The sequence below is a fragment of the uncultured Sphingomonas sp. genome, from assembly GCF_964244265.1.
Lineage (GTDB): Bacteria > Pseudomonadota > Alphaproteobacteria > Sphingomonadales > Sphingomonadaceae > Sphingomonas.
This window is the reverse complement of sequence record NZ_CAXTHV010000008.1, coordinates 84,150-104,296: the sequence shown is the minus strand read 5'-3', so window position 1 is coordinate 104,296 and position 20,147 is coordinate 84,150. Positions and strand designations below refer to the sequence as shown.

Annotated in this window: 30 protein-coding genes; 29 read left to right on the top strand and 1 reads right to left on the bottom strand. The window is 66.3% G+C overall.

Annotated elements, in window-relative coordinates; translation table 11 throughout:
• From ACFE7K_RS05135 to ACFE7K_RS05100, 8 genes are all read left to right on the top strand, one after another.
• A partial coding sequence (locus ACFE7K_RS05135; protein ID WP_375397095.1) for a hypothetical protein occupies positions 1–1,202 on the top strand: 1,202 nt, incomplete at its 5' end.
• The gene (locus ACFE7K_RS05130; RefSeq protein ID WP_375397094.1) at positions 1,202–1,576 is read left to right on the top strand and encodes a hypothetical protein; all 375 of its coding nucleotides are present in this window, start codon (positions 1,202–1,204) and stop codon (positions 1,574–1,576) included. The genes ACFE7K_RS05135 and ACFE7K_RS05130, both read left to right, overlap by 1 nt.
• An 88-nt stretch (positions 1,577–1,664) precedes the next feature.
• Positions 1,665–2,666, top strand: a complete 1,002-nt coding sequence (locus ACFE7K_RS05125; RefSeq protein WP_375397093.1) for a hypothetical protein — start codon at positions 1,665–1,667, stop codon at positions 2,664–2,666.
• A gap of 1 nt (position 2,667) precedes the next feature.
• The gene (locus tag ACFE7K_RS05120; protein WP_375397100.1) at positions 2,668–3,069 is read left to right on the top strand and encodes a hypothetical protein; all 402 of its coding nucleotides are present in this window, start codon (positions 2,668–2,670) and stop codon (positions 3,067–3,069) included.
• On the top strand, positions 3,060–3,596 hold the full coding sequence (locus ACFE7K_RS05115; protein WP_375397092.1) for an RNA 2'-phosphotransferase: 537 nt from the start codon (positions 3,060–3,062) through the stop codon (positions 3,594–3,596). Before ACFE7K_RS05120 ends, ACFE7K_RS05115 begins: the two co-directional genes overlap by 10 nt.
• Before the next feature lie 12 nt (positions 3,597–3,608).
• Positions 3,609–3,875: a sigma factor-like helix-turn-helix DNA-binding protein gene (locus ACFE7K_RS05110; protein ID WP_375397091.1), complete on the top strand. Its 267-nt coding sequence runs from the start codon at positions 3,609–3,611 to the stop codon at positions 3,873–3,875.
• Positions 3,876–4,063: 188 nt separating this feature from the next.
• Complete coding sequence (locus ACFE7K_RS05105; RefSeq protein ID WP_375397090.1) at positions 4,064–4,420, top strand: type II toxin-antitoxin system RelE/ParE family toxin; 357 nt, start codon at positions 4,064–4,066, stop codon at positions 4,418–4,420.
• Position 4,421: 1 nt separating this feature from the next.
• Positions 4,422–4,742 carry an XRE family transcriptional regulator gene (locus tag ACFE7K_RS05100; RefSeq protein WP_375397089.1) on the top strand — a complete coding sequence of 107 codons (321 nt, stop codon included), beginning with the start codon at positions 4,422–4,424 and terminating at the stop codon, positions 4,740–4,742.
• Between the two features lie 480 nt (positions 4,743–5,222).
• Here the strand turns inward: ACFE7K_RS05100 and ACFE7K_RS05095 are convergent, their stop codons facing one another.
• A complete protein-coding gene (locus tag ACFE7K_RS05095) occupies positions 5,223–5,636 on the bottom strand; it encodes a hypothetical protein (RefSeq protein WP_375397088.1) in 414 nt (137 codons plus the stop codon).
• 263 nt (positions 5,637–5,899) lie between these two features.
• Here ACFE7K_RS05095 and ACFE7K_RS05090 point away from each other — a divergent pair, with 263 nt between their 5' ends.
• The 21 genes from ACFE7K_RS05090 to ACFE7K_RS04990 all read left to right on the top strand — a co-directional run bounded on the left by ACFE7K_RS05090 (position 5,900) and on the right by ACFE7K_RS04990 (position 20,112).
• Positions 5,900–6,607 carry a flagellar hook-basal body protein gene (locus tag ACFE7K_RS05090; protein WP_375397087.1) on the top strand — a complete coding sequence of 236 codons (708 nt, stop codon included), beginning with the start codon at positions 5,900–5,902 and terminating at the stop codon, positions 6,605–6,607.
• Complete coding sequence (locus tag ACFE7K_RS05085) at positions 6,604–7,377, top strand: flagellar hook-basal body protein (RefSeq protein WP_375397086.1); 774 nt, start codon at positions 6,604–6,606, stop codon at positions 7,375–7,377. The genes ACFE7K_RS05090 and ACFE7K_RS05085 overlap by 4 nt, the downstream gene beginning before the upstream one ends.
• Positions 7,377–8,036, top strand: coding sequence for a flagella basal body P-ring formation protein FlgA (locus ACFE7K_RS05080; protein WP_375397085.1), 660 nt, complete (start codon positions 7,377–7,379; stop codon positions 8,034–8,036). The genes ACFE7K_RS05085 and ACFE7K_RS05080 overlap by 1 nt, the downstream gene beginning before the upstream one ends.
• Positions 8,033–8,608: a flagellar basal body L-ring protein FlgH gene (locus ACFE7K_RS05075; protein WP_375397084.1), complete on the top strand. Its 576-nt coding sequence runs from the start codon at positions 8,033–8,035 to the stop codon at positions 8,606–8,608. The genes ACFE7K_RS05080 and ACFE7K_RS05075 overlap by 4 nt, the downstream gene beginning before the upstream one ends.
• A complete protein-coding gene (gene flgI / locus ACFE7K_RS05070; protein WP_375397083.1) occupies positions 8,608–9,744 on the top strand; it encodes a flagellar basal body P-ring protein FlgI in 1,137 nt (378 codons plus the stop codon). Before ACFE7K_RS05075 ends, flgI begins: the two co-directional genes overlap by 1 nt.
• A gap of 11 nt (positions 9,745–9,755) precedes the next feature.
• The gene (locus tag ACFE7K_RS05065) at positions 9,756–10,103 is read left to right on the top strand and encodes a flagellar basal body rod protein FlgB (protein ID WP_375397082.1); all 348 of its coding nucleotides are present in this window, start codon (positions 9,756–9,758) and stop codon (positions 10,101–10,103) included.
• Positions 10,100–10,528, top strand: coding sequence for a flagellar basal body rod protein FlgC (flgC, locus tag ACFE7K_RS05060; protein ID WP_375397081.1), 429 nt, complete (start codon positions 10,100–10,102; stop codon positions 10,526–10,528). Before ACFE7K_RS05065 ends, flgC begins: the two co-directional genes overlap by 4 nt.
• On the top strand, positions 10,525–10,842 hold the full coding sequence (locus tag ACFE7K_RS05055) for a flagellar hook-basal body complex protein FliE (protein ID WP_375397080.1): 318 nt from the start codon (positions 10,525–10,527) through the stop codon (positions 10,840–10,842). The genes flgC and ACFE7K_RS05055 overlap by 4 nt, the downstream gene beginning before the upstream one ends.
• A 52-nt stretch (positions 10,843–10,894) precedes the next feature.
• On the top strand, positions 10,895–12,142 hold the full coding sequence (gene fliF / locus ACFE7K_RS05050) for a flagellar basal-body MS-ring/collar protein FliF (RefSeq protein WP_375397079.1): 1,248 nt from the start codon (positions 10,895–10,897) through the stop codon (positions 12,140–12,142).
• Between the two features lie 4 nt (positions 12,143–12,146).
• Positions 12,147–12,473: a hypothetical protein gene (locus ACFE7K_RS05045; protein WP_375397078.1), complete on the top strand. Its 327-nt coding sequence runs from the start codon at positions 12,147–12,149 to the stop codon at positions 12,471–12,473.
• Positions 12,470–13,099 (top strand): hypothetical protein, encoded by a 630-nt coding sequence (locus ACFE7K_RS05040; RefSeq protein WP_375397077.1) that lies wholly within the window; start codon positions 12,470–12,472, stop codon positions 13,097–13,099. Before ACFE7K_RS05045 ends, ACFE7K_RS05040 begins: the two co-directional genes overlap by 4 nt.
• Positions 13,096–14,397: a FliI/YscN family ATPase gene (locus ACFE7K_RS05035; RefSeq protein ID WP_375397076.1), complete on the top strand. Its 1,302-nt coding sequence runs from the start codon at positions 13,096–13,098 to the stop codon at positions 14,395–14,397. Before ACFE7K_RS05040 ends, ACFE7K_RS05035 begins: the two co-directional genes overlap by 4 nt.
• A complete protein-coding gene (locus ACFE7K_RS05030; protein WP_375397075.1) occupies positions 14,394–14,843 on the top strand; it encodes a hypothetical protein in 450 nt (149 codons plus the stop codon). The genes ACFE7K_RS05035 and ACFE7K_RS05030 overlap by 4 nt, the downstream gene beginning before the upstream one ends.
• A complete protein-coding gene (locus ACFE7K_RS05025) occupies positions 14,840–15,607 on the top strand; it encodes a hypothetical protein (protein WP_375397074.1) in 768 nt (255 codons plus the stop codon). Before ACFE7K_RS05030 ends, ACFE7K_RS05025 begins: the two co-directional genes overlap by 4 nt.
• Position 15,608: 1 nt before the next feature.
• A complete protein-coding gene (locus ACFE7K_RS05020) occupies positions 15,609–16,052 on the top strand; it encodes a flagellar hook assembly protein FlgD (protein ID WP_375397073.1) in 444 nt (147 codons plus the stop codon).
• A gap of 1 nt (position 16,053) precedes the next feature.
• Positions 16,054–17,238 (top strand): flagellar hook-basal body complex protein, encoded by a 1,185-nt coding sequence (locus tag ACFE7K_RS05015; protein WP_375397072.1) that lies wholly within the window; start codon positions 16,054–16,056, stop codon positions 17,236–17,238.
• A gap of 14 nt (positions 17,239–17,252) precedes the next feature.
• Entirely contained in the window at positions 17,253–18,017 is a 765-nt protein-coding gene (locus ACFE7K_RS05010) for a FliM/FliN family flagellar motor switch protein (RefSeq protein WP_375397071.1), read from the top strand.
• Between the two features lie 85 nt (positions 18,018–18,102).
• On the top strand, positions 18,103–18,321 hold the full coding sequence (locus ACFE7K_RS05005; protein ID WP_375397070.1) for a FliM/FliN family flagellar motor switch protein: 219 nt from the start codon (positions 18,103–18,105) through the stop codon (positions 18,319–18,321).
• Positions 18,318–18,665, top strand: coding sequence for a hypothetical protein (locus tag ACFE7K_RS05000; protein WP_375397069.1), 348 nt, complete (start codon positions 18,318–18,320; stop codon positions 18,663–18,665). The genes ACFE7K_RS05005 and ACFE7K_RS05000 overlap by 4 nt, the downstream gene beginning before the upstream one ends.
• Positions 18,662–19,381 (top strand): flagellar type III secretion system pore protein FliP, encoded by a 720-nt coding sequence (gene fliP, locus ACFE7K_RS04995; protein WP_375397068.1) that lies wholly within the window; start codon positions 18,662–18,664, stop codon positions 19,379–19,381. The genes ACFE7K_RS05000 and fliP overlap by 4 nt, the downstream gene beginning before the upstream one ends.
• Positions 19,378–20,112 carry a sigma-70 family RNA polymerase sigma factor gene (locus ACFE7K_RS04990; protein WP_375397067.1) on the top strand — a complete coding sequence of 245 codons (735 nt, stop codon included), beginning with the start codon at positions 19,378–19,380 and terminating at the stop codon, positions 20,110–20,112. The genes fliP and ACFE7K_RS04990 overlap by 4 nt, the downstream gene beginning before the upstream one ends.
• The last annotated feature ends 35 nt before the right edge of the window (positions 20,113–20,147 follow it).

Genomic DNA, 20,147 nt, shown 5'->3' with positions numbered 1-20,147 from the left:
GGATCGGCCGGCAACTGGCCGCCACCATGGCCGGCGGCCTCGCCAACGCCGCCGCGCGCAGCCTGATCGACGGCACCGACTTCGGCGACAATGTCCTCGCCGCGCTCCCGGATGTGATCGGGCAGACGATCGGGAGTCTGGTGGCCGATGGGGTTGCGGGGAGCGGCCGTAAGTCGGGCAAGATGTCCGCTGGCGAGGCGGCGTTCTTGGCCGAGGCGGAGACGAGCGCCAATGCGGTGCCGGCGGCGGAAGCGAACCTGGCTTATGCTGCGGGCGCCGCCTCGGCGGGTGCTGGCGCTCAGGGCAGGGACAATGGCAACGATATCGTCGTGACCGGCACGCGGTTGCGCGATGCGGTCTATCGGCCGGGGATCGACAATGGGCTGTTCTTCCGGGTGCAGGAGACCGAGCCCAATCCGCGGGCGCGGATGGGCGGCAATGGCGGCCCGCCATTGGAGGACTGGCGGATATTGCGCCAGTTGAGCCAGCCGCTGCCGACCGGGCCATCGGGGGCGCTGTTCGGGGTGCTCGACAATCTGCTCGACATCACCGGTCCGGCGGTCGAGCTTCAGAGCGACCTGCTCGATTTGTCGATCCGCAACAGCATCGGCGAGATATTGTCGATCGACCCCGACCATAACTGGCCGGACCGGTTGGGGGCGTCGGGCGCGGAAGGCCAGTCGCTGCGCTGGAAGCTGGCCAATGCCGACTTCTATCGCGGCGAGCTGGCGGCGACCAAGTATATCGTTCAAGGCGATGTCGGCGCGCTCCAGAACGAGACGCTCCGGGTCTATCAGGGGTTCGTCGATCAACGTTACGAACAGGCGCTCAACGAATTTAAGGCCGGAACGTTGACACCCTCACCCGGCTGGTCGCCCGAGCAGGCGATCGGCAGCAGGATGGACGAACTGGCCAGACGCGATATGCGTGCCTGGTATGCCCAGCATAGCATCAACCCCGGCTTCGACATCAACGTCACCGTGAACAACCGGCTGGCGACCCAGCCCGAGGGTGGCTATCGCATCCCCGATGTCCGGGTCGGCGGGGTGGTGTTCGATGCCTCGCTCAGCGCCAAGCAGAGCGGCGCTGCGCAAATCCGGGGATATTACTCGTCACCGGTTGTGAAGACCGTGATCATAGTGAGGCCGACAATGATGACCAATGGTGGTGCTTATGCCCTTCCGAGAAGCGGGGGACGCTGATGGGGATCCAGAGAGTATTTTACATCCCGAAGACACTGGGCGAATTAGCAGATCAGTTCGCCGGCATGGCAACAGACGCTCCGGAATATAAAGGCATCTATGACCCCATCTATGAACCTCATGATGGCCCCGCGGGCGAGTTCGCGGCGACGCGCAAGGGGTTGGCGAACGTGCGATCTAAACTGGGCGAGCGTGGCTACGAGTATCTGCTGGCGCGGATCGAGGAGAACTGGGCGCGGTTGCAGACGGGTGACACGGAGGACCTGCGCCAGCTCAAGCTGAGCTTCGGGGAGATGATCCACTTCTTGCGGACGAAGCAATACAAGGCAGCGGACCTGGCGGGCGACTGGGCGGAGCATACGGAGGTTCGCTGATCTGTCGGCGGCCTCGGGCGGCCTCGCCGACTTCGACTGGAGCGCCGACGATGCCCCGCTCACCCGCATCGACTCGTCCGCCATCGCCATGGCCACGGCACTCGACCTGGGCGGCGGCGGCGGCGACATCGTGGTCACCGGACGGCGGGGCCTGGCCGTGACGAACGGAACAGGATCGATATATTCGTCGGCGGTGATGGCGACCCGGCTGCAGGCCGAGGCGATTTGGTCGGCACGAAATGCGGGGTTGTCCAACGCCGACCCAGAGGCGCTTATCCGCATGGCCACCGGTGGCGATGGCCAAGGCGGGCCGGCAGCCTTGGCCGGGGACATCGTGGTCGAGGGCACGCGCAAGTTCGGCGCTGCGGCGGCCAACGTCATACTCGACATCCAGGAGAAGATCGACACGGTCTACACGCCGTTCGAGCGGCAGGTGGTGCAATACGGGTTCGCTGCGCTGCGCGGCGGCCCGATCGGGGTGGTCGCCACCTATGGCATCAACACCGCCATCGAGCGCCTGACCACGATCCCCTCGGTCGGGGAAACGATCAACGGCCTGGCCACCAGGATCAGCGAGACCGCGCTGACAATCGTCAGCGACACCTCCATCGGCCTGGAAAACGACAGTACCCGTAGAGACCGCGATACCGCCCTGGTCATCGGTGCCGCAGGCACCCTGCTCGGCATCACCGCCCTAGGCAAAATCACGCTAAACCGCATCGGAAGGGTCGGCGCAGGAAGAACAGTGCTGGGCGAGGCCAATTTCGCCCAGAAGTCTTTCAAGGCTACTTTCAGCGAGGAAGGGGCATTTGCTGGCCGGAGGGTAAGCGATGTGGCTGGTGATATTCGTGCTGGCCGCATCTCGCCTTCTGACGTGCCGCTTGATTACATAGTGCGCGAGGGTAAACCCATCATCCTGAACACGCGGTCCGCACAGGCGCTCGAACAAGCAGGTGTGCCGAGAGGGCAATGGAATGGCATCAACAGAACCGGTAATGCGGAGTTTGAATTGCGACTAGACGGGCAGTTGAACCGCAACAGGCTTGGTCCCCAAGGGACCCCGACCGTTCGACCAGGGAGTGGACACTAGCGTGAACAACAGCAACCGGACTGCACTATACGAGATACCAGTCCCATCTACAGATTTTATCGCAGACGCGATTTTGTGCGGAAACGTAATACGTTACGGATACGAAAGTGAGGGCCATAACGTAAAATCAGGTCTCATCTTTAACAAAGTGAAGGCAAAAAGAACTCGCGCAGAGGGAGCATGCACCAAATGGCACATAGAAGGTGCATATGATACCCTAGTAGAAATTGAAGAATCGGAATGGATTAATGAAATCCTAGCCGAAACTCTAATTAGTAGAGAGAAGAGCGGTGAAGTGTGGGAGCTTCATCACTATCTTATATATATAGATGGGTCGGGCTGTATTGAAGTTGTCGCGGCATCTTGGAAGGTGCTTGACGAGGAACGAGGGTCGTGGACTTAACCCCCTTGAGTCGCATCGTCTCACATGCCCTTCGCCACGAGCCGTGGCTGTATGAGCTGGAACTAGACGATGGTGGGTGGGTGTCCGTGGACGCCCTGCTTGCTGCGCTTCGCGCTGAGAAACCTGCTTGGGCGGGTTTGAGCAAGGCCGATCTGTCGCGAATGATCGAGCAGTCGGAGAAGAAGCGCCACGAGCTGCGCGCTGGTGAAATCCGTGCGCTATACGGCCACTCGACCGCCCAAAAGCTCATGAAGGAACCTGCTCAGCCGCCTGTCGTGCTGTTCCATGGCACGACCCTCGAAACCGCAAGGCGGATACGGGAAGAAGGGCTGAAGCCGATGGGGCGGCAGTATGTCCACCTATCGATCGACACGATCACTGCCGAGCAGGTTGGCAAGCGCAAGACCCCCGAGCCGGTGATCTTGCATGTTCGGGCGGACGAGGCATACAAGGCCGGCGTCCCCTTCTACCGTGGGAATGATCTGGTCTGGCTCGCCGATGTCATCGCGCCTGAATTTATCGAGTGAGGCTGCCGAGGTGTGCTGACGCAGGCACTGATCGGTGCCCGCTTCGACGGGCTGCCGGCGTTGCCGCGCACGGTGTTCCTGCTGCGTCACCTGAACGGTCTGGAGGGGGCGGCGATCGGGGTGCGGCTTGGCATCGCGGCCGAGGACGTGGAGCGCGAGCTGGCGGATGCGCTGCGGGTGCTGGCGTGGGGATCAGCCGAGGCCGAGGCCGGCGTCATGCCCGTCGATCGCGCCGAGCTGTGCGCCGTCGCGGATGCCGAGCGCGTCGGTGAGGGCTGAGCGGCTGTCGGTATAGACCGCTGCGCTCGCCCTGGCGCGGCTGATCGCGACATAGGCGGACCTGGCATTGACGGTGTTGGCGCGGAACGCTTCGAGGTGAGCGATGACGTGGGTGGCGGTTGCGCCCTGGGCGCTGAACATAGCTTGCAGCCTATGGACAAGCCATAGCTTATAGGCTATATCCAATCATGCCTTGGACGGTGTTCTATCATGATGCTTTCCTCCTCGAGATGGAGGCGCTGGACGAGTCCGTGCAGGAGGGGCTGTTAACGATGGTCGAACTGTTGACGCTGAGTGGTCCGTCGCTTGGTCGGCCGCATGCCGATACGCTGGCTGGTTCGAAATACGCCAGCATGAAGGAACTGCGGTTCCGGGCCGATGACGGGGTATGGCGGGTGGCGTTCGCGTTCGACCCCCTGCGCCAGGGCATCGTCCTGGTCGCCGGCGACAAAAGCGGGGTGGCGCAAAAGCGGTTCTACAAAAGGCTGATCGCCAGGGCCGATGCCCGGTTCGCCGAACATCTCGATAGCTTGAAGGACGACTGACATGCCACGCACGCACGACGACATCATGGCGACCCTGCCCAGGGAACGCCGCGACCGTATCAAGGCTCGCGCGGCCGATCTGCACCGCGAGGTGGAGGGGTTGAAGGCGCTACGCCTGCTCGCAGACCGCAGCCAGGAACAGATCGCCCAGGCACTGGGGGTCAAGCAACCCTCGGTCCTCAAGATCGAGCGCCAGACCGACCTCTATCTCTCGACACTCAGGCGGTTCGTCGAAGCAGCGGGCGGCACGCTCGAATTACGGGTCGAACTGCCCGGCAAGGGGGTCATGCACCTCACCGGAGTGGGCGAACTCCACCCCTGATCGCTGCCTGTCTCTGCACGGTAACCACGTCAGGGGGCGCAGTCCGTTGCAACGCCGATCGCGCCCCGCTCGGCCCCGGCAATACCCTGATCTGCCTCGGGATTATTGCCGGCTGCACCTCAACCCGTCGCGGGGTGCTCTGTGGCCGCAGAGAGGGCCTTCCACGGCTGTCCTACAAGCCAGAACCCTGCGATAACCCGCGTCCCGCTCTTTGACCCCGCTGCCTCCTTCAATCTTCACGCGCCGTTTCAAGTGCGGTGTGCGCGAGCTTCGCTAACTTTGCGGGCCTACAGCCTACGGCCACGCCGGGGGCTATATTCAACACCGCGCCTTGACCGCGTGAATCTGCGTGCGCTCCCCCGGGCAAGCTTACGACAACCGCGACCTCGTGAACTTTCGTGACTTTTGGCGCCCGCCCCATCACCACGCGACGGGGCAGACCGATAGCGCATCGCCGGACGGTCGCTGCACAGCGTGCCGCTACAGCAGCTTGACTATCGCCGCCATCGCCGCAAGCTGGCCCAGCATCAGCGGGATCAGCCAGCGGATCAGCCCGGCATGCAGATCGCGCATCTCGATGCGCAGGCCGTTCGCCGACTTCTCGATCTCGCCGCGCAAGTCATGGTTCGACTTCTCGATCTCGCCGCGCAAGTCATGGTTCGACTTCTCGACCTCGCTGCGCAGCTTCGCGATCTCGCCGCGCACGTCGTGGTTTGACTTCTCGATCTCGCTGCGCAGCTTGTCGACGGCTTCGTTGAGGTCGAGCTTGGTGACCAGCGATTCGCGCACCGCTTCGGACAGCGCCTCGGCCTGGACCTCGGCCTGCTCTTCCGAAAACCCCGCCGCGCGCAGCCGCTTGGCATAACGCAACGTGTCGATCGCCAGACTGCTCATCGCCCTACCCTAAAACAGTCCGCGTTGATTTTCCACTAGCATCGCGACCCCCGCCGCCCCCGACGCGCCGGGATCTTGAACTTCAGGTCTCGTTGCAGGCAGGGCAAGCCGCCGGGCTGCTCAAGCCATTGGCGGTAAAAGCCGGTCGTCGCTGTGACGCGACGGGGCTGACGGGCCGATGGCGCGAGACCCCATATCTCAATCAAGACGGCTTGACTAAATCTCTCATAAAGAACCATTACGGATCGAAATCGGGGGGTGCGATGTCGGGGTTGATCGATACAGCGACCATGATAATGCGCGCGTCGTCGCAGCGGATCGATGTCGCTGCGATCAATGTCGCCAATGTCTCCACGTCGGGCTTCAAGCGGCAATTGCGGGGGGCCGACGCCATGGCCTCGGCCACCGCGCCGTTCGATGCCGCGCTGGCCCGGGTCCGCGTCGATCTCGCCGCCGGCAAGCTGATGGATACCGGCCGGCCGCTCGACCTTGCAATCAACGGCGACGGCTATTTCCAGCTGCGCGCCGGCGACCGGCTGGTCTATTCGCGACAGGGCGGTTTCGCGCTTGCCGCCGATGGCCGGGTGCTGACGCCCCAGGGCTACGCACTGCAACAGGTGGGCGGCGGCGACCTGGTGCTCGACACCGCGACGTTCAAGGTGGCGGGTGACGGGACGGTGCTGGACGGCGACCGCGCGCTCGGCCGGATCACCGTGATGCGCGCCCGCGAGGGGAGCGATGCCGAGGCGATCGACGGCGCGCTGTTCGCCATCCGTGACGATGCGGTCGAGGATGTCGCGGCGCCCTCGCTGCGCCAGGGGGCGCTCGAGGCGTCGAACGTGTTGCTCGGCGACGAGATGATCTCGATGATGGGGGCGTTGCGCGGCGCCGAGACGGGCGCGCGGCTCGTTCAGGTTTATGACGACCTGATGGGCAAGGCGATCAGCACGTTCGGGCAGGTCGGGCGATGAACGGCGCCTTCTATGTCGGCGCGGTCGGGCTGCAGGCGCAGGAACGCGCGCTCAGCGTGATTTCGAACAACATCGCCAACATCAACACGCCCGCCTTCAAGCGGTCCGACATCCGCTTTTCGAGCGTGCTGGCGACCCGCGCCGACGCCGACGTGCCCAGCGCGTCGATCGACAGCGGGTTCTCCGCCGCCGGGGTGATGGCCAGCGCCACGCCGGCGATGGACGTCGACGGCGAGCTGCAGGCGACCGGCAAGCCGATGGACCTGGCGATCCGGGGGCGGGGCTTCATCGAACTGATGGCACCGGGGGGACAGACGTTGCTGTGGCGCGGCGGCGCGCTGAAGGTCGATGACGAAGGCATGCTGACCGCGGCCGGCAGCGGATTGCCGCTCAAGGCCGCCATCTCGGTGCCCGCCGACACCATCTCGATCACGGTCGCCGGCGACGGCAAGGTCAGCGCGGTCAACGCGAGCGATGCCGCCCCGGTCGAAATCGGCCAGATCGATCTGGTCACCGCCGACGACATGGGCGGCTTCGAGGCGTTGGACGGTGGGCTCTATCGCGTTGCTGACGATGCCAGGCTGCGCTCGAACACGGCGGGTGAGGATGGTGCGGGTATGCTGGTCCAAGGCTCCGTCGAGCGCTCGAACGTCGAAATGACCACCGAGATGGTTTCGCTGATGCTGGTCCAGCGCGCCTATGCGGCCAACGCGCAGATCGTCCAGGCGGCCGACCAGCTGATGGCGATCGCCAACGGATTGCGTCGCTGATGCCGTCGGCGGCGATGATCGCGGCGATCGGGCTCGGCATCGTGGCGCCCGCCGATGGCGCGCCGATACGGGTCCGGGATCGCGCGATCCGGATGGCGGACGTCGTGCGCCTGCCCGCCGAGTCGGACTGGCGGCGGCTGGCGGCGGTGGAGATCTGGCGCATCCCGGCGGGGCAGGGCGGCGTGACGCTGACCCGTCGAGCGATCGCCGCCCTGATTAGGCGGGCGACGCCCGGCATCGCGCTCGCGGACGCCGGCCCGGGCACGATCGAGTTCCGCGCCGGAGTGTCGGCACGGCCCGTCATCCGCAAATGCTACGTCCTGATCGCCGCAGCGGTCGCGGGGGCGACGATAGATCGCAAGGCCGTGACGCCGGGCCCCTGCGGCGGCGGCAAGGTCGATACGGCCTGGGATCGGGCGGCGGGGACATTGGTCGCCGGGCGCGCGTTTGCCGCCGCCACGTCGATCGGCCCGGTCCGCCCGCCGGCCGCGCCGCTGGTGATGCGCGGCGACGTCATGACATTGGTCTCTCGCGCCGGGGCGGTGACGATAGAGCGCGGCGTGACCGCGCTTCAGCCCGGTCGCGCCGGCGAGAAGGTGTTCGTGCGCGACAATTCGGGAAAAGTGTTCGCGGCACCGATTGCGGGAGTGCCGCAATGATCCGGCTAATCATTGCATCCGTTCTGGTGCTATTCGCCGGCGCGAGCTCGGCGTTCGCCGAAGACCTTTACAGGCGCGGCAATTGGTCGGCGATGAGCGCCGATCGCAAGGCCAGCGTGGTCGGCGATATCCTGACGGTGGTGGTATATGAAAACGCCCAATCGTCGAACTCGGCGAAGACCGACTCCAAGCGCAATACCCAGGTCGGCGGATCGATTTCCGGGGGGCGGCTGGACGAAAGCGGCGGGCTTCAGGTCGGCGGCGGTTATTCCGGAGGGGGCGCGGTAACCCGCAGCGACAAGCTCGTCGCCCAGATCAGCGTGATCGTACGCGGCATCCGCGCCAATGGCGACCTGCAGGTCTCGGGTCAGCAGTCGATGCGGATCAACGGCGAGAACACGCTGATCGGAATCGAGGGCATCGTCCGTCCGGAAGACATCATGGCCGACAATCGCGTTCTGTCCAATCGCCTTGCGGAGGCAAAGGTCATCTATGGCGGCAAGGGCTTTGTCGCCCTCAGCGCCAAGCCGGGCCTGATCAGTCGCGTGTTTCGCTTCCTGGGTCTGGGTTGATGCGCTCGGTCCTGCGGTGGCTGGCGCTTCCCTGCGGCGCGCTGCTCCTGGTGCTGGGGGCTGGTCCGGCACCGGCGGAAACGGTGCCTCTCTCCGGGCTCGGCCGGTTTCAGGGTTGGCGGGACAATGCCTTGATCGGCTATGGGCTGGTCACCGGCCTGGCAGGGTCCGGCGACACGCGGCGCAGTGCGGTGACGCGGCAGGCGTTGCGCAACGTCCTGGGTCGGCTGGGGACGACGGTGGGCGATGACCAGATCAGCAGCCGCAACGTCGCGGTCGTGATCGTCACCGCGACGCTGCCGGCCTCGGCCAATGTCGGCGACCGGCTGACCGTCACCGTGTCGTCGATCGGCGACGCGCGCAGCCTGGCGGGCGGGACGCTGTTGATGACCCCGCTAATGGGGCCGGACCAGCGCGTCTATGCCCTGGCGCAGGGCGCGCTGCTGGCGGGCGGCTATGATTTCAAGAGCGACCTGAATCGTGAACAGCGCAATTATCCGACCACTGCCCTGCTGGAAGCAGGGGCAACGGTGGAAACGGCGGTCGACGCCCAATTGCTCGGAACCGACGGCACTGTCGGCTTTGTTCTGGGAGAGCCGAGCTTCGAGGGCGCGCAACGCGTCGCTGCGACGATCAACGGGCAGTTCGGTCCGGGCACCGCATCGGTAAGGAACGCCGACGAGGTGCGAATTTCGTTTCGCGGGACGCCGGACGGCTTTGCCGAATTCATGGCGCGACTGGAAACGCTGCGGGTCGAACCGTCGCGATTGCCGCGCATCGTCATCAACGAGCGCACCGGAACCATCGTCGCTGGGGGCGATGTCCGCATCTCCAGCGTCGTCATCGCGCAGGGTGATCTCAAGGTGACGATCACCGGCGAGCGTAGCGCCTCTCAACCGAACTTTGCCGGCGGCTTTGCCAGCGATCTGGAGAATGTCGGCAGCCTGGTGGTGACCAACACCAAGCTGACCGTCGAGGACCGCAAGCGCGACACCGTGGTCAGCTTTACCAACACGACGGTCGCCGACCTGGTCCAGGGACTGTCGCGGGCAAAGGTGGATACGCGCGCGATCATCGGCGTGCTTCAGGCGATCAAGGCCGCAGGCGCGCTCCATGCCGCCATTCTCGTGCAATAGGCGACCCCAGGATGAATCCCGTTTCCGCTGCCCTCATCACCAAGTCGCTCGACGGCCTGTCGATGCGGCTTGACGTTACCGCGGCTAATATCGCCAACGCCAATTCCCGCACCTATCGGCCCTCGCTGGTGACGTTCGAGCAAAGCCTGCGCGTTGCCGCGACCCGCGGGATCGACGCGATCAACGTGGTCCGGCCGCGTGTCGAGGCGATGCCGGCGGCGCGTTTCGGCGATGAACCGCGGATCGACCTCGATCTCGATACCGCCGCCGCGACCGCCGGCCGCTATTCGGCGCTGATCGAGATGCTCGGGCGCGAAATGGAAATTGCGCGCACCGCGATCCGCGGCGGCCAGCAATGAGCGATGCAATGGCGATCAGCCGGTCGGGCCTCGACGTCGAGTGGCAGCGGTTGCAGGTGATCGCGCAGAACCTGGCGAACATGAATACCAGCCGGACCGCATCGGGCGATCCCTATCGCGCGATGCGGGTCGTGTCGGGGCCCGATATCAGCTTTGCCGATGCCTTGGCGCGGCGCGACGACGCCGCGCCGGTGCCGGTCAAGGTGCTCGATGTGGAGGCAATGCCGGGCGGCATGCGACGCATCTATGATCCGACCGACCCGTCGGCTGGTGCCGATGGTTTCGTGACGACGCCCAATATCGATCAGGCAGCGGAAATGACGCTGATGATCCGGGCATCGCGGGCCTATGAGGCAAACCTTTCCGCGCTGGCGATCGAGCGCCAGATGTTTTCGCGCGCGCTCGACCTTGGACGATCGGCATGATGTCGGTCGCGGCGATCGATCCGGTGCTGGCGGGGGCGCCGATGCTGACGTCCTTGGGCGTCGCCCCGGTCGCCTCTCCCACCCCTGCTGCAACCGGCGGCTTTGGCGAAATCCTGGCGGCCGGTATGCAGGGGGTCGAGAAGAAGATCGCCACCGCCGACGATCTGGTGCGCCGGTTCACGCTCAACGAGGGCGTTCCGGTCCACCAGGTGACCTATGCCCTTGAGGAGGCACGGCTGTCGGTGGAGCTCGCCATGCAGGTGCGCGGCCGGCTGCTCGACGGCTATCGCGAAATCATGAACATGCAGCTGTGACGCGTCTCCGGAATATTTTGTGACTGCCGAAACACAGGTCCGGCGCCTCCCGTTGCGCGTTGTCTTGCTGGTGTTCGCGATCATCTTCGCGACGCTGGCGCTGGGGTATTTCCTGTTCCTGCGCGTCGACTACAGTCCGGTCTTTACCCAGCTTCGCCCGGCCGACGCTTCGGCGATCGTTGCCCAGCTTGGCGCAAAGCAGATCGACTACCGCCTGCGGGACGGCGGTACGACCGTGATGGTGCCGAACGACCAGGCCGACCAGGCGCGCCTTGCCGTCGCCGGATCGGACATCCCGCTGAAGGGCGGCGTCGGGTTCGAGCTGTTCAACAAGTCCGACATGGGGCTGACCGATTTTGCCCAGCGCATCAACTACCAGCGCGCGCTGCAAGGCGAGCTGGAGCGGACGATCATGATGCTCGACGATGTCGAGACCGCGCGCGTCCACCTGGCCATACCGGAACGTTCGCTGTTCCGCAGCGACCGCAGCAATGCGAAAGCGGCGGTGGAGATCGTCGCGAAGATCGACAAACGCCTCGACGAGGCACGGGTCGCGGGCATCCAGCGGCTGGTGGCGTTTTCGGTGCCCGACCTGGCGGCATCGGATGTCGTGATCCTGGATGGCAACGGTCGTGTGCTCAGCGCATCGAGCGGGGACGACGCGTTCCTGGCGCCCGGTGCCGAGGAGCAGCAGGCGGTGCAGCGTTATTATCGGGCCCGCGCGCGCGCCGCGCTGGACCAGGCGCTTCCCGGTGTTCAAGTCGACGTCCGCGTCATGGCGTTCAAGGGCGCCGCCGAGTTCGCGCCGCCGACCCCGGCGCCGACCCAGGCGCCGACCCAGGCAATACCCTCCGATCCGGCTTCGGCCCCGACCGCCCCCCGCGACTTTCGCTTGCGGGTGGAGCTTGCCACCAGTTCCCCGCTGAATGCCGAGGATCGTCGGCTGGCGCGCAATGCGGTCGCCTCCGCGATCGCGCTCAACGAAGGAAGCGGCGACGAACTGCTGTTCCAGATCGGCATCGCCACGCCGGGCGCGGCGCCGGCATTGCCCTATCCGGCAACCGCCGCGGCCGATCCGCAAGGTAGTGCGGGCGCGCTGCCAAGCCGGCCGCCGGGCAGCCCGTTTTACTGGCTCGTCGGCGGGATTGCGCTGTTATCGATCGGTGCGGCGGTCTGGGGGAGGATGGCGACACGTTCTCGTTCATTGCCGGCTCGATTATTGCCGGACGAGCGCGCGGCGATGGTCGAACGGCTCCGCGCGGCGCTGCGCCAGAGGGTCGACGCCAATGCCGGCGCCTGATCGGTTGAGCGCCGTGGCGGCCGAGCTTGGCGCGCTGTCCGACACCGACCGTCGCGCGATCCTGAACGCGCTCGACGCAACGGAACGCGCCCGCGTAACCGCCGCGATGCGCCAGCCGGCCGCGCGCGCACCCGAGCCGCTGGCTGGCCGGCATTCTTCCTGGTTCGAAGCCCTGCTCACGGCGACGTCAGATGCTCCCGCGACCGCAGCAGCGCTCGCCGCCCTGACGGAAGCGACCGCGGACACCCTCCGGAAGCCCGATCCCCGGATCCCGGGACAGACGCTGTTGCAGGCGGCGGGCGGCCTGTTCACGCGGCCCCGGTCGCGATGAGCGGGCTGGTCAAGCAATCGGCGTCCGGCGTTGCCGTCACGCCCTTGCCCACAAACGTCGTCCGGCCGCCGGTCGATCCGCTTCTGGCGGAGCTTCGCGGCGAGATTGCACGGCTGGAGCGTGGGTTGCAGGACCTGGGCCGCAAGGCCGCCGAGGACGTGATCATCGCCAGGCAGGAGGGGCGAAGCGACGTCCAGAAAGACGAGGCTGGCCGCACCGCCGCCGTCGAGCACGGTCTTGGCGAGGCGGTGGCGGCCTGGCGCGATCGTCTTGCCAAGCTGGACGGCCTTGCCGCGCTGCTGGCGCGGTCGGCGGTGGAGAAGATGTTCGGTGACAGTCCCGATCTTGCCGACCTGGTCGCCCGCGCCGCCGCGCAGGCGGTGGGTCGGTTCGGTGCCGCGGCGGTCGTTCGGATTCGCGTCAGCACGGCGGATTTCGCCGGTCCCGATGCGATCGGCCGCCTGGCGGCGCGCGCCGACCTTGCCGGAGCGGTCGTGGAAGGCGATGCTCGGCTCGATGCCGGGCAATGCCGCGTCGACCTGAAGCTGGGGCACGCCGATCTCGACCCGCTTGTGCAATGGGCGATCGTCGAGCGCGGTCTGGTGGACATGGCCGGCCTGCCATGAAGACACATCCGCTGCTTGATCGCCTCGACTGGATCGACAGCGCCCCGGCATTCGGCTTTGTCGAGGCGCTGGGCATGGGGTTTGTTCGCGCGTCGGGACCGTCGGCAGCGCTGGGCCATTTGTGCAAAATCGATGTCGTCGCGGGGGAACCGGCGACGGCGGAGATTGTCGCGGCCGACAATCGCGGGATCACCCTCGTGCCACTCGATGGCGAGGGGGGATTTCGGCTAGGTGCCCGGGTCACCGCGACCATCACCGACGATCGGTCGTCCGCGGGCGGCGGCTTTGCCGGGCGTGCCGTCGATGCGCTGGGCCGCGCGATCGATGGCGGCGCGCCGCCATCGATCGACCGTAGCGGCGAAACGGGCATGACCGCGGCGTTGGACCGGGTCAGCCCCACCGAAATACTGGCGACGGGCATTCGGGCGATAGACGGCCTGCTCACGCTGGGTGTCGGCCAGCGGATCGGCATCTTTGCCGCAAGCGGCGTCGGCAAGACCAGCCTGATCGAGCAATTGGCTCGGCAAGTCGACTGCGACCGGTGCGTGCTTTGCCTGGTCGGGGAACGCGGCAGGGAAGTTTCCGCATTGTGGGACCTGGCACGGGCGACGGGGCGTCCCGGTCGCTTCACGATGGTCGCGGCAACGTCCGACGAAAGTCCGGTCATGCGCGCCCGATCGGTCGAACAGGCGCTGGCGCTGGCGGAATATTGGCGCGGTCGCGGCGAGCACGTCCTGCTGCTGATCGATTCGATCACGCGATTGGCAATGGCGTTGCGCGAGATCGGGCTGGCTGCGGGCGCGCCCCCCACGGTCCGCGCCTATACCCCCAATGTCTTCGCCGCGCTGCCCCGCATCGTCGAGCGTTGCGGCGCCGTGCGCGGCGGCGGTTCGATCACCGCCATCATGACCGTGTTGAGCGAGACCGACGATGTCGACGATCCGATCGTCGAGGTCATGAAATCCCTGCTCGACGGGCATATCGTCCTGTCGCGCGGCCTTGCCGATCAGGGACATTTCCCGGCGATCGACATCGTCCGCAGCATCAGCCGCCAGGCCGTACGCCTGATGGCGCCGGACCATGCCCGGGCGGCACGCGAGACCGTCGCGATATTGGCGGCCTATGAGGAAAATCGCATCATGATCGACAGCGGGGTGTATCGCGCGCGGTCCAGCGACCGCATCGATCGCGCGATATCGTTGCGCGACCCGATCGCCGCTTTCCTCCGGCAGCCGGCGGACGAGGCGGTGGACTTCGATGCGGCGGTTCGCGCGCTCAAGACATCGGGCGTCGTATGAGCGCCCGGCGCGCCCTGGCCCAGCTGCGCGATCTTCAGCTGTTGCAGGTGGCCGAGCGCGCCGTTGCGGGAAATGCGCTGGCCGTCGCGCGGGACGAGGAAATGGCGACGATCGCGACGGCGCGGCAGGCGGAGGCCGATCTATCGGCAAGCGCCGATCATTGGTATGCCGCGTTGGCCGGCGTGCATTGTTCACCGGAAATGCGCACGGCATGGGGCGACCAGATCCTTCGCGCCGAAGCGGTTGCGGCGGTGCGGCATCAGGCGGCCGAGGCGGCGGGCCGCGATTGCTCGGATCGCGAGGACCAGTGGCGGACGATCGATGCGAGAACGCGCGCGATCGACCACGCGATGGACGACCTGCGCCGTGATGCCGAACGTCGCGATGAGGAGAAGCGGCTGGCAACGCTGGCGGCGCGCGTGACCTTCGACTGGCTGGCGGCATGACCGCGATCTCGACATCGCCAGCGCCGGGGTGTGCGGACCTAACCGGGCGTCAGACCGACCTGGCCGGGGCGGGCGCTGGCGACGTATCGTTTACCCATGCGCTCATCGCGATCCTCGACCGCGCAATCGGCCGTCGGGGTGATGGTGCCTGGGGTGATCCCGGCGCGGATCGCCGGGCCGAGATGTTCAACGAACACGGGTTCTTCACCGCCCTGGGGCAGGGAACGCCCCTGCCTTGCGTCACTACGGCCGCATCGCCGTCCGGGCAGGACGCATCGGCCGGTGAAGACCTGGTCCAGGCCGCTGGCGTCGGCAATGTCGCGCCACCTGCGGCGACGCCGGCAACGAATGACGCGGTGCCGCCACGGTCGCCATGCGGCGTCTTGATCGATGGCGGATCATCGGAGCCGACCGCATACCGGCCGGCGCGCGCCGGACCGCTCACGCGCTTGGCCGCGATCGCTGCAACCCCGGTGCCGATTGCCCGTGTGGCTTCATCCGGTGATCCGGTCGAGCCCGCCAGCGAAGCGGCGGCCACGCGCCGGCCGGCCCCCGAACGATCGGCGGCGTCGGGGTTGCGGGTAGCCTTGAACACGACCGATGCAGGCGTCGCGATTGCCGTCGCGGGCGGTGAAATTCCCGACGGAGAGCGTGAGGTTCTGCGCGAAGCGGTAGCGCAGGTTCTCGCGCGCCACGGGCTGGTGTTGAGTGAATTGCGCGTGAGCGAGGCCAATGCCGGCGCGCGGCAGGACGGGGGGAAGTAACATGCAGGCAGTCGCGGCCATCTCGCCGGCGTCCTCGGGCGCGACGTCAACGAGCAGCACCGGCAATGCGGCGACCAGCGCTTTCGGCCTTGGCTTTGAATCGCTGCTCAAGATCATCCTGACGCAGCTGACCTATCAGGATCCGCTGAAGCCGATCGACAATTTCCAGTTCGTGTCGCAGCTGGCGCAATTCTCGCAAATCCAGCTTGGGCAGACGACCAACGACAAGCTCGGCACGCTGGTATCGGCGCAGGCGACGCTGCAGGCGGCCGGGTTGCTGGGCCGCACGGTCGACATCCCCTCGGGCGCGACGACGATATCGGGCAGGGTTTCGGCGGTGACGTTCGACAATGGCGACCCGCGCGTGACGATCGAGACCGGCGACCAACAGACTATTTCGGGGCTTTCGCTCAGCAGCATCTCTCAGATTCGCGAAGGGAATTAGGATGTTCGGTTCGATCTATATCGGCTTGAGCGGGCTGGCCGCCTATTCGCGCGGGCTGCAGCAGATCAGCAACAACGTCGCCAATCTGAACTCCCAGGGGTTCAAGGAATCGACCGTCACGTTCGAGAACGTGCTGGGCGCGAACAGCCGCTCGCGTAACGGCTATGCCGGGACCGCCGGCAACGGCGTTCGCAACGGGGAAAGCCGGCTCGACTTCGCGCAGGGCGAGTTGCGCCAGACCGATCGTGACCTCGATCTCGCGATCCAGGGCGAGGGCCTGTTGATGCTGATACGCGGCGATAAGGTCGCCTATACGCGCACCGGGAGCTTCGAGGTCGACAAGAGCGGCTTCATCGTCCTGTCCGGAACCGAGTATCGGCTGGCCACGCTGAACGATGCCGGGCGCCCGCAGACGCTGTCGGTCGACCTGTCGCGGACCAGCGCGCCCAAGGCGACGACCAAGGTCGCCTTTACCGACAACCTCTCGTCCAGCGCGACGAAGCCGGTCACGGTCGGCGGCATCGATGTATTCGATGCGACCGGCGCCAAGCACGTCTGGCAGGCGGTCTTCACCAAGGACGTGTCGGCCAACGCCGCCACCGGATCCTGGAACGTCGCGGTCACTGACGACAAGGGTGCTGCGATCGGCACGCAGACGTTGCGGTTCGGCACGGGGGGAAGCGTCGATCCGACCGCCGCGACGCTCACCTTCAGCGACAGCGTATCGGGCGCGAGCGTCGCCTTCGACTTTTCGCAGGGTGTCACGTCGTTTTCCGGCGGTGACGTGTCGACGCTGCGTGCGTCCGCGGTCGACGGCTATGGGCAGGGGACATTCACGTCGCTCGGCGTCAACGGCCAGGGCCAGCTGGAAATCGGCTATTCGAACGAGCAGAAACAGCAATTGGGATCGATCGCGATCGTCGATTTTCGCGACACGGCCCAATTGTCGCAACAGGCCGGCGGGTTGTTCACGGCACTCGATACGTCGCAGCGGGACATCCTGCCGAGCGGCGACGTTCGCGTGGGCAAGGTGCAGTCGCGGCGGCTGGAGGCATCGAACGTCGACCTCACCGTCGAATTTTCCGATCTCATCCTGGTCCAGCGCGGCTTCCAGGCATCGTCGCAGATCATCAGCGTGACCAACGACATGATCCAGCAGCTCTTCGGCATCCGCGGTCAGAGCTGAAGGGAGCGGCATCGATGATCGCGACCTCCTGTCGTTCGTGGTTGCCCGAGGCAGCGGTCGCGCGGGCTGCGCGTGCTGTCCCGCTGGGTGCTGCCGTGCACGACTGGTCGGCGACGTGGTTCGCCGGCCGGCAAGCGATGGTGGCCGGCGACCCTGCGTTCGGCCGGGGCGTCGATTTAGCCCGCGATACGGCAATCGGCATCGACGACATGCTGGCGATGCTGATGCCCGACCAGACCGGCACCGTCGTCGCTTCCTTGATGTTTGGTGCGCCGGACGATCCGGACGCGCTTACACCGGCCGATCGCGATGCGCTGCTGACGGCGAGCGAACGATGCCTGGCGGATTTGCGCACACGGCTCGCGGAGACGTTCGGGATGTCGCTGGATGTACCGTGGCGGCCCATGACGGCGCCGGCGGCGGACATCGGCTGGCGGACCTATCGCGTCGATGCGGACGGACTTGGCCCCTTGTTGCGGGTGGCGGCCAGCGATGCGCTGATTGCGCGATGGCGGCGAGGGACGCTGCCCGCCGTGGAGGCGCGTGACCCGCTCGGGGCGCTGGCTGCGGCGCTTGCCGACCAGTCCGTGGCCGTTTCGGCGTTCGTCGGCCGGTGCGGCCTGACCGCCAGCGAACTCGCCACCCTGTCGGCCGGCGATGTCGTGATGCTCGATCGCGCGATCGGCGAACCGGTCGAACTGTCGGTCGACGCCGGCCGGGGGCCGATGCGCGGCACGATCCGGCAGCTCGACGATCGCCTCCAGCTCACCATCGTGTGATCCCTCCATCCAGAGTATGACCGTGACCCAGAGCAAGACCGTATCCTCCACCCAAACCCCACCCGGTCGGTCGCTTGCCTCGCGCATGATCGACAATGTCGAGATCGAATTACAGGCGTTCGTCGGCGACGCGCGCATGACCGTGGCGCAACTTGGCGCGCTTGCCGTGGATTCGGTGGTGACGCTGGACGCGGCGCTCAACCGGGCGGCGGAATTGCGGCTCAACGGGGCGATCGTCGCGCGCGGCGAACTCGTCGCGGTGGGGGATAAATTCGGCGTGCGCCTGACCGAGATCGCGGAATGATCCTGCTCGCCGACCAGGCCGCCGGCCGGCTTGGCGGCGGCGGCGGCGTCGACGTGCCGGTTGCGCGGATCGTGGTCGCATTCGTCATCTGCGCGGTGATCGCCGGTCTCGCGATCCTCCTGATCCGGCAACGGACGGGCCGGGGGGACCTGGCAAGGTGGTTGCGGCGGGTGGCGCCGGGACGTGGCGCGGTCGAGATCGTCGAAGTGCGCCGGTTGTCGATGCACGCCGACCTCGGCCTGGTGCGGCACGCCGGGCGCGAATATCTAATCCTGGTCCAGGCCGGCTCCAGCCGTGTCCTGCGCGAGCAGGAACTGGCCGTCGTGAACGACGCGCCGGCATGATCAGGCGGCTGCTCATCGTTGCGCTGGTGATAGCGGCGATCGGCATGAGCACGCCGGCCGCCGCCGCGCCCGTGGCGGCGCCGGCCGGCATGTCGTCCGACGTCATCCGTACGACCTTGATGCTCACGCTGCTGGCGATCCTGCCCGCGATAATGATCAGCATGACCAGTTTCGTACGGATCATCATCACGCTGTCGATGGTCCGCCATGCGTTCGGCATGCCCGAAACGCCGCCCAATGCCGTGCTGATCAGCCTGGCGCTGTTTCTGACCGCATTCTCGATGGCGCCGACCTTGGCCGTGCTCAACAGCCAGGCCGTCCAGCCATTTCTCGGCGGCAATATCGGCGTGGAAGAAGCGATGGCAAAGGGCAGCATTCCGTTGCGGACATTCATGCTGGCGCAAACCCGCGATTCGGACATCGAGGCGATCTATGCGATCGCCCGGGCGCCGGTGCCGCAACGGCCGGACCAGGTCGACATCCTCAAGCTGGCGCCCGCGTTCATCATGAACGAATTGCGCGTGTCGTTCACGATCGGCTTCATCATTCTGCTGCCCTTCCTGCTGATCGACCTCGTGGTCTCGGCCATCCTGCTCGCGCTCGGCATGATGATGGTTCCGCCCGCCACGATATCGCTGCCGATCAAGCTCCTGATGTTCGTCCTGATCGACGGCTGGAGCCTGATCATCCAGGGCGTGTTGGGCAGTTTCAGATGAAGCGCCAGCGCGCATCCGGGCTGGGTCTCCTGCTCGATCCGCTGCGCGCGGAAGCCGCGTTGTGGCGCCGGGCCCGGTTCGAGGACGATACAAGTTCGCGTGAGGCGCTGTTCAACCGGTATCTCGTCCTCGCCCGCTCGGTGGCGGCCCGGCATTTCAAATGGGGGCACCAGTCCACCGACCGCGGCGACCTGGAGCAATTCGCGTATGAGGGCCTGCTGCAATCGCTCGACTGTTACGACCCGCTGAACGGCGTGCCGTTCGGCGTCTTTGCTCGTCCCCGCATCGCGGGTATCGTCTCGGACGGCATGGCGCGCATGTCGGATGTCGATGCTCAGCTCAGCCGGCGCCGGCGGATGCGGCAGGAGCGTGTGCGATCGCTTGCCGCCATTTCGGAAAGGTCGGACGACCCCTTGGCCAGTCTTGCCGATCTGGCGATCGACCTTGCCTTGGGGCTCATGCTCGAAGGAACAGGCATGATGGCAACCGACGGGGGTGCCGACGTCCGGCCGACCGCGTATGAGGGACTGGCCTGGCGTCAGGCGCAGGCGGCGATGGCGGCCGGACTCGTCCAACTGCCCGACAAGGAAGGTATTGTGATCCGCCAGCATTATCAGACAGGACTGACGTTCGCGCGGATCGCCGACCTGTTGCGGCTGAGTAACGGCCGCGTTTCCCAATTGCATCGCAGCGCCATCGAGCGCTTGCGACGGCGCCTCAGGCATTATTGAAGGACCATCCATGACGCTGTGCGGCGATGAACGGC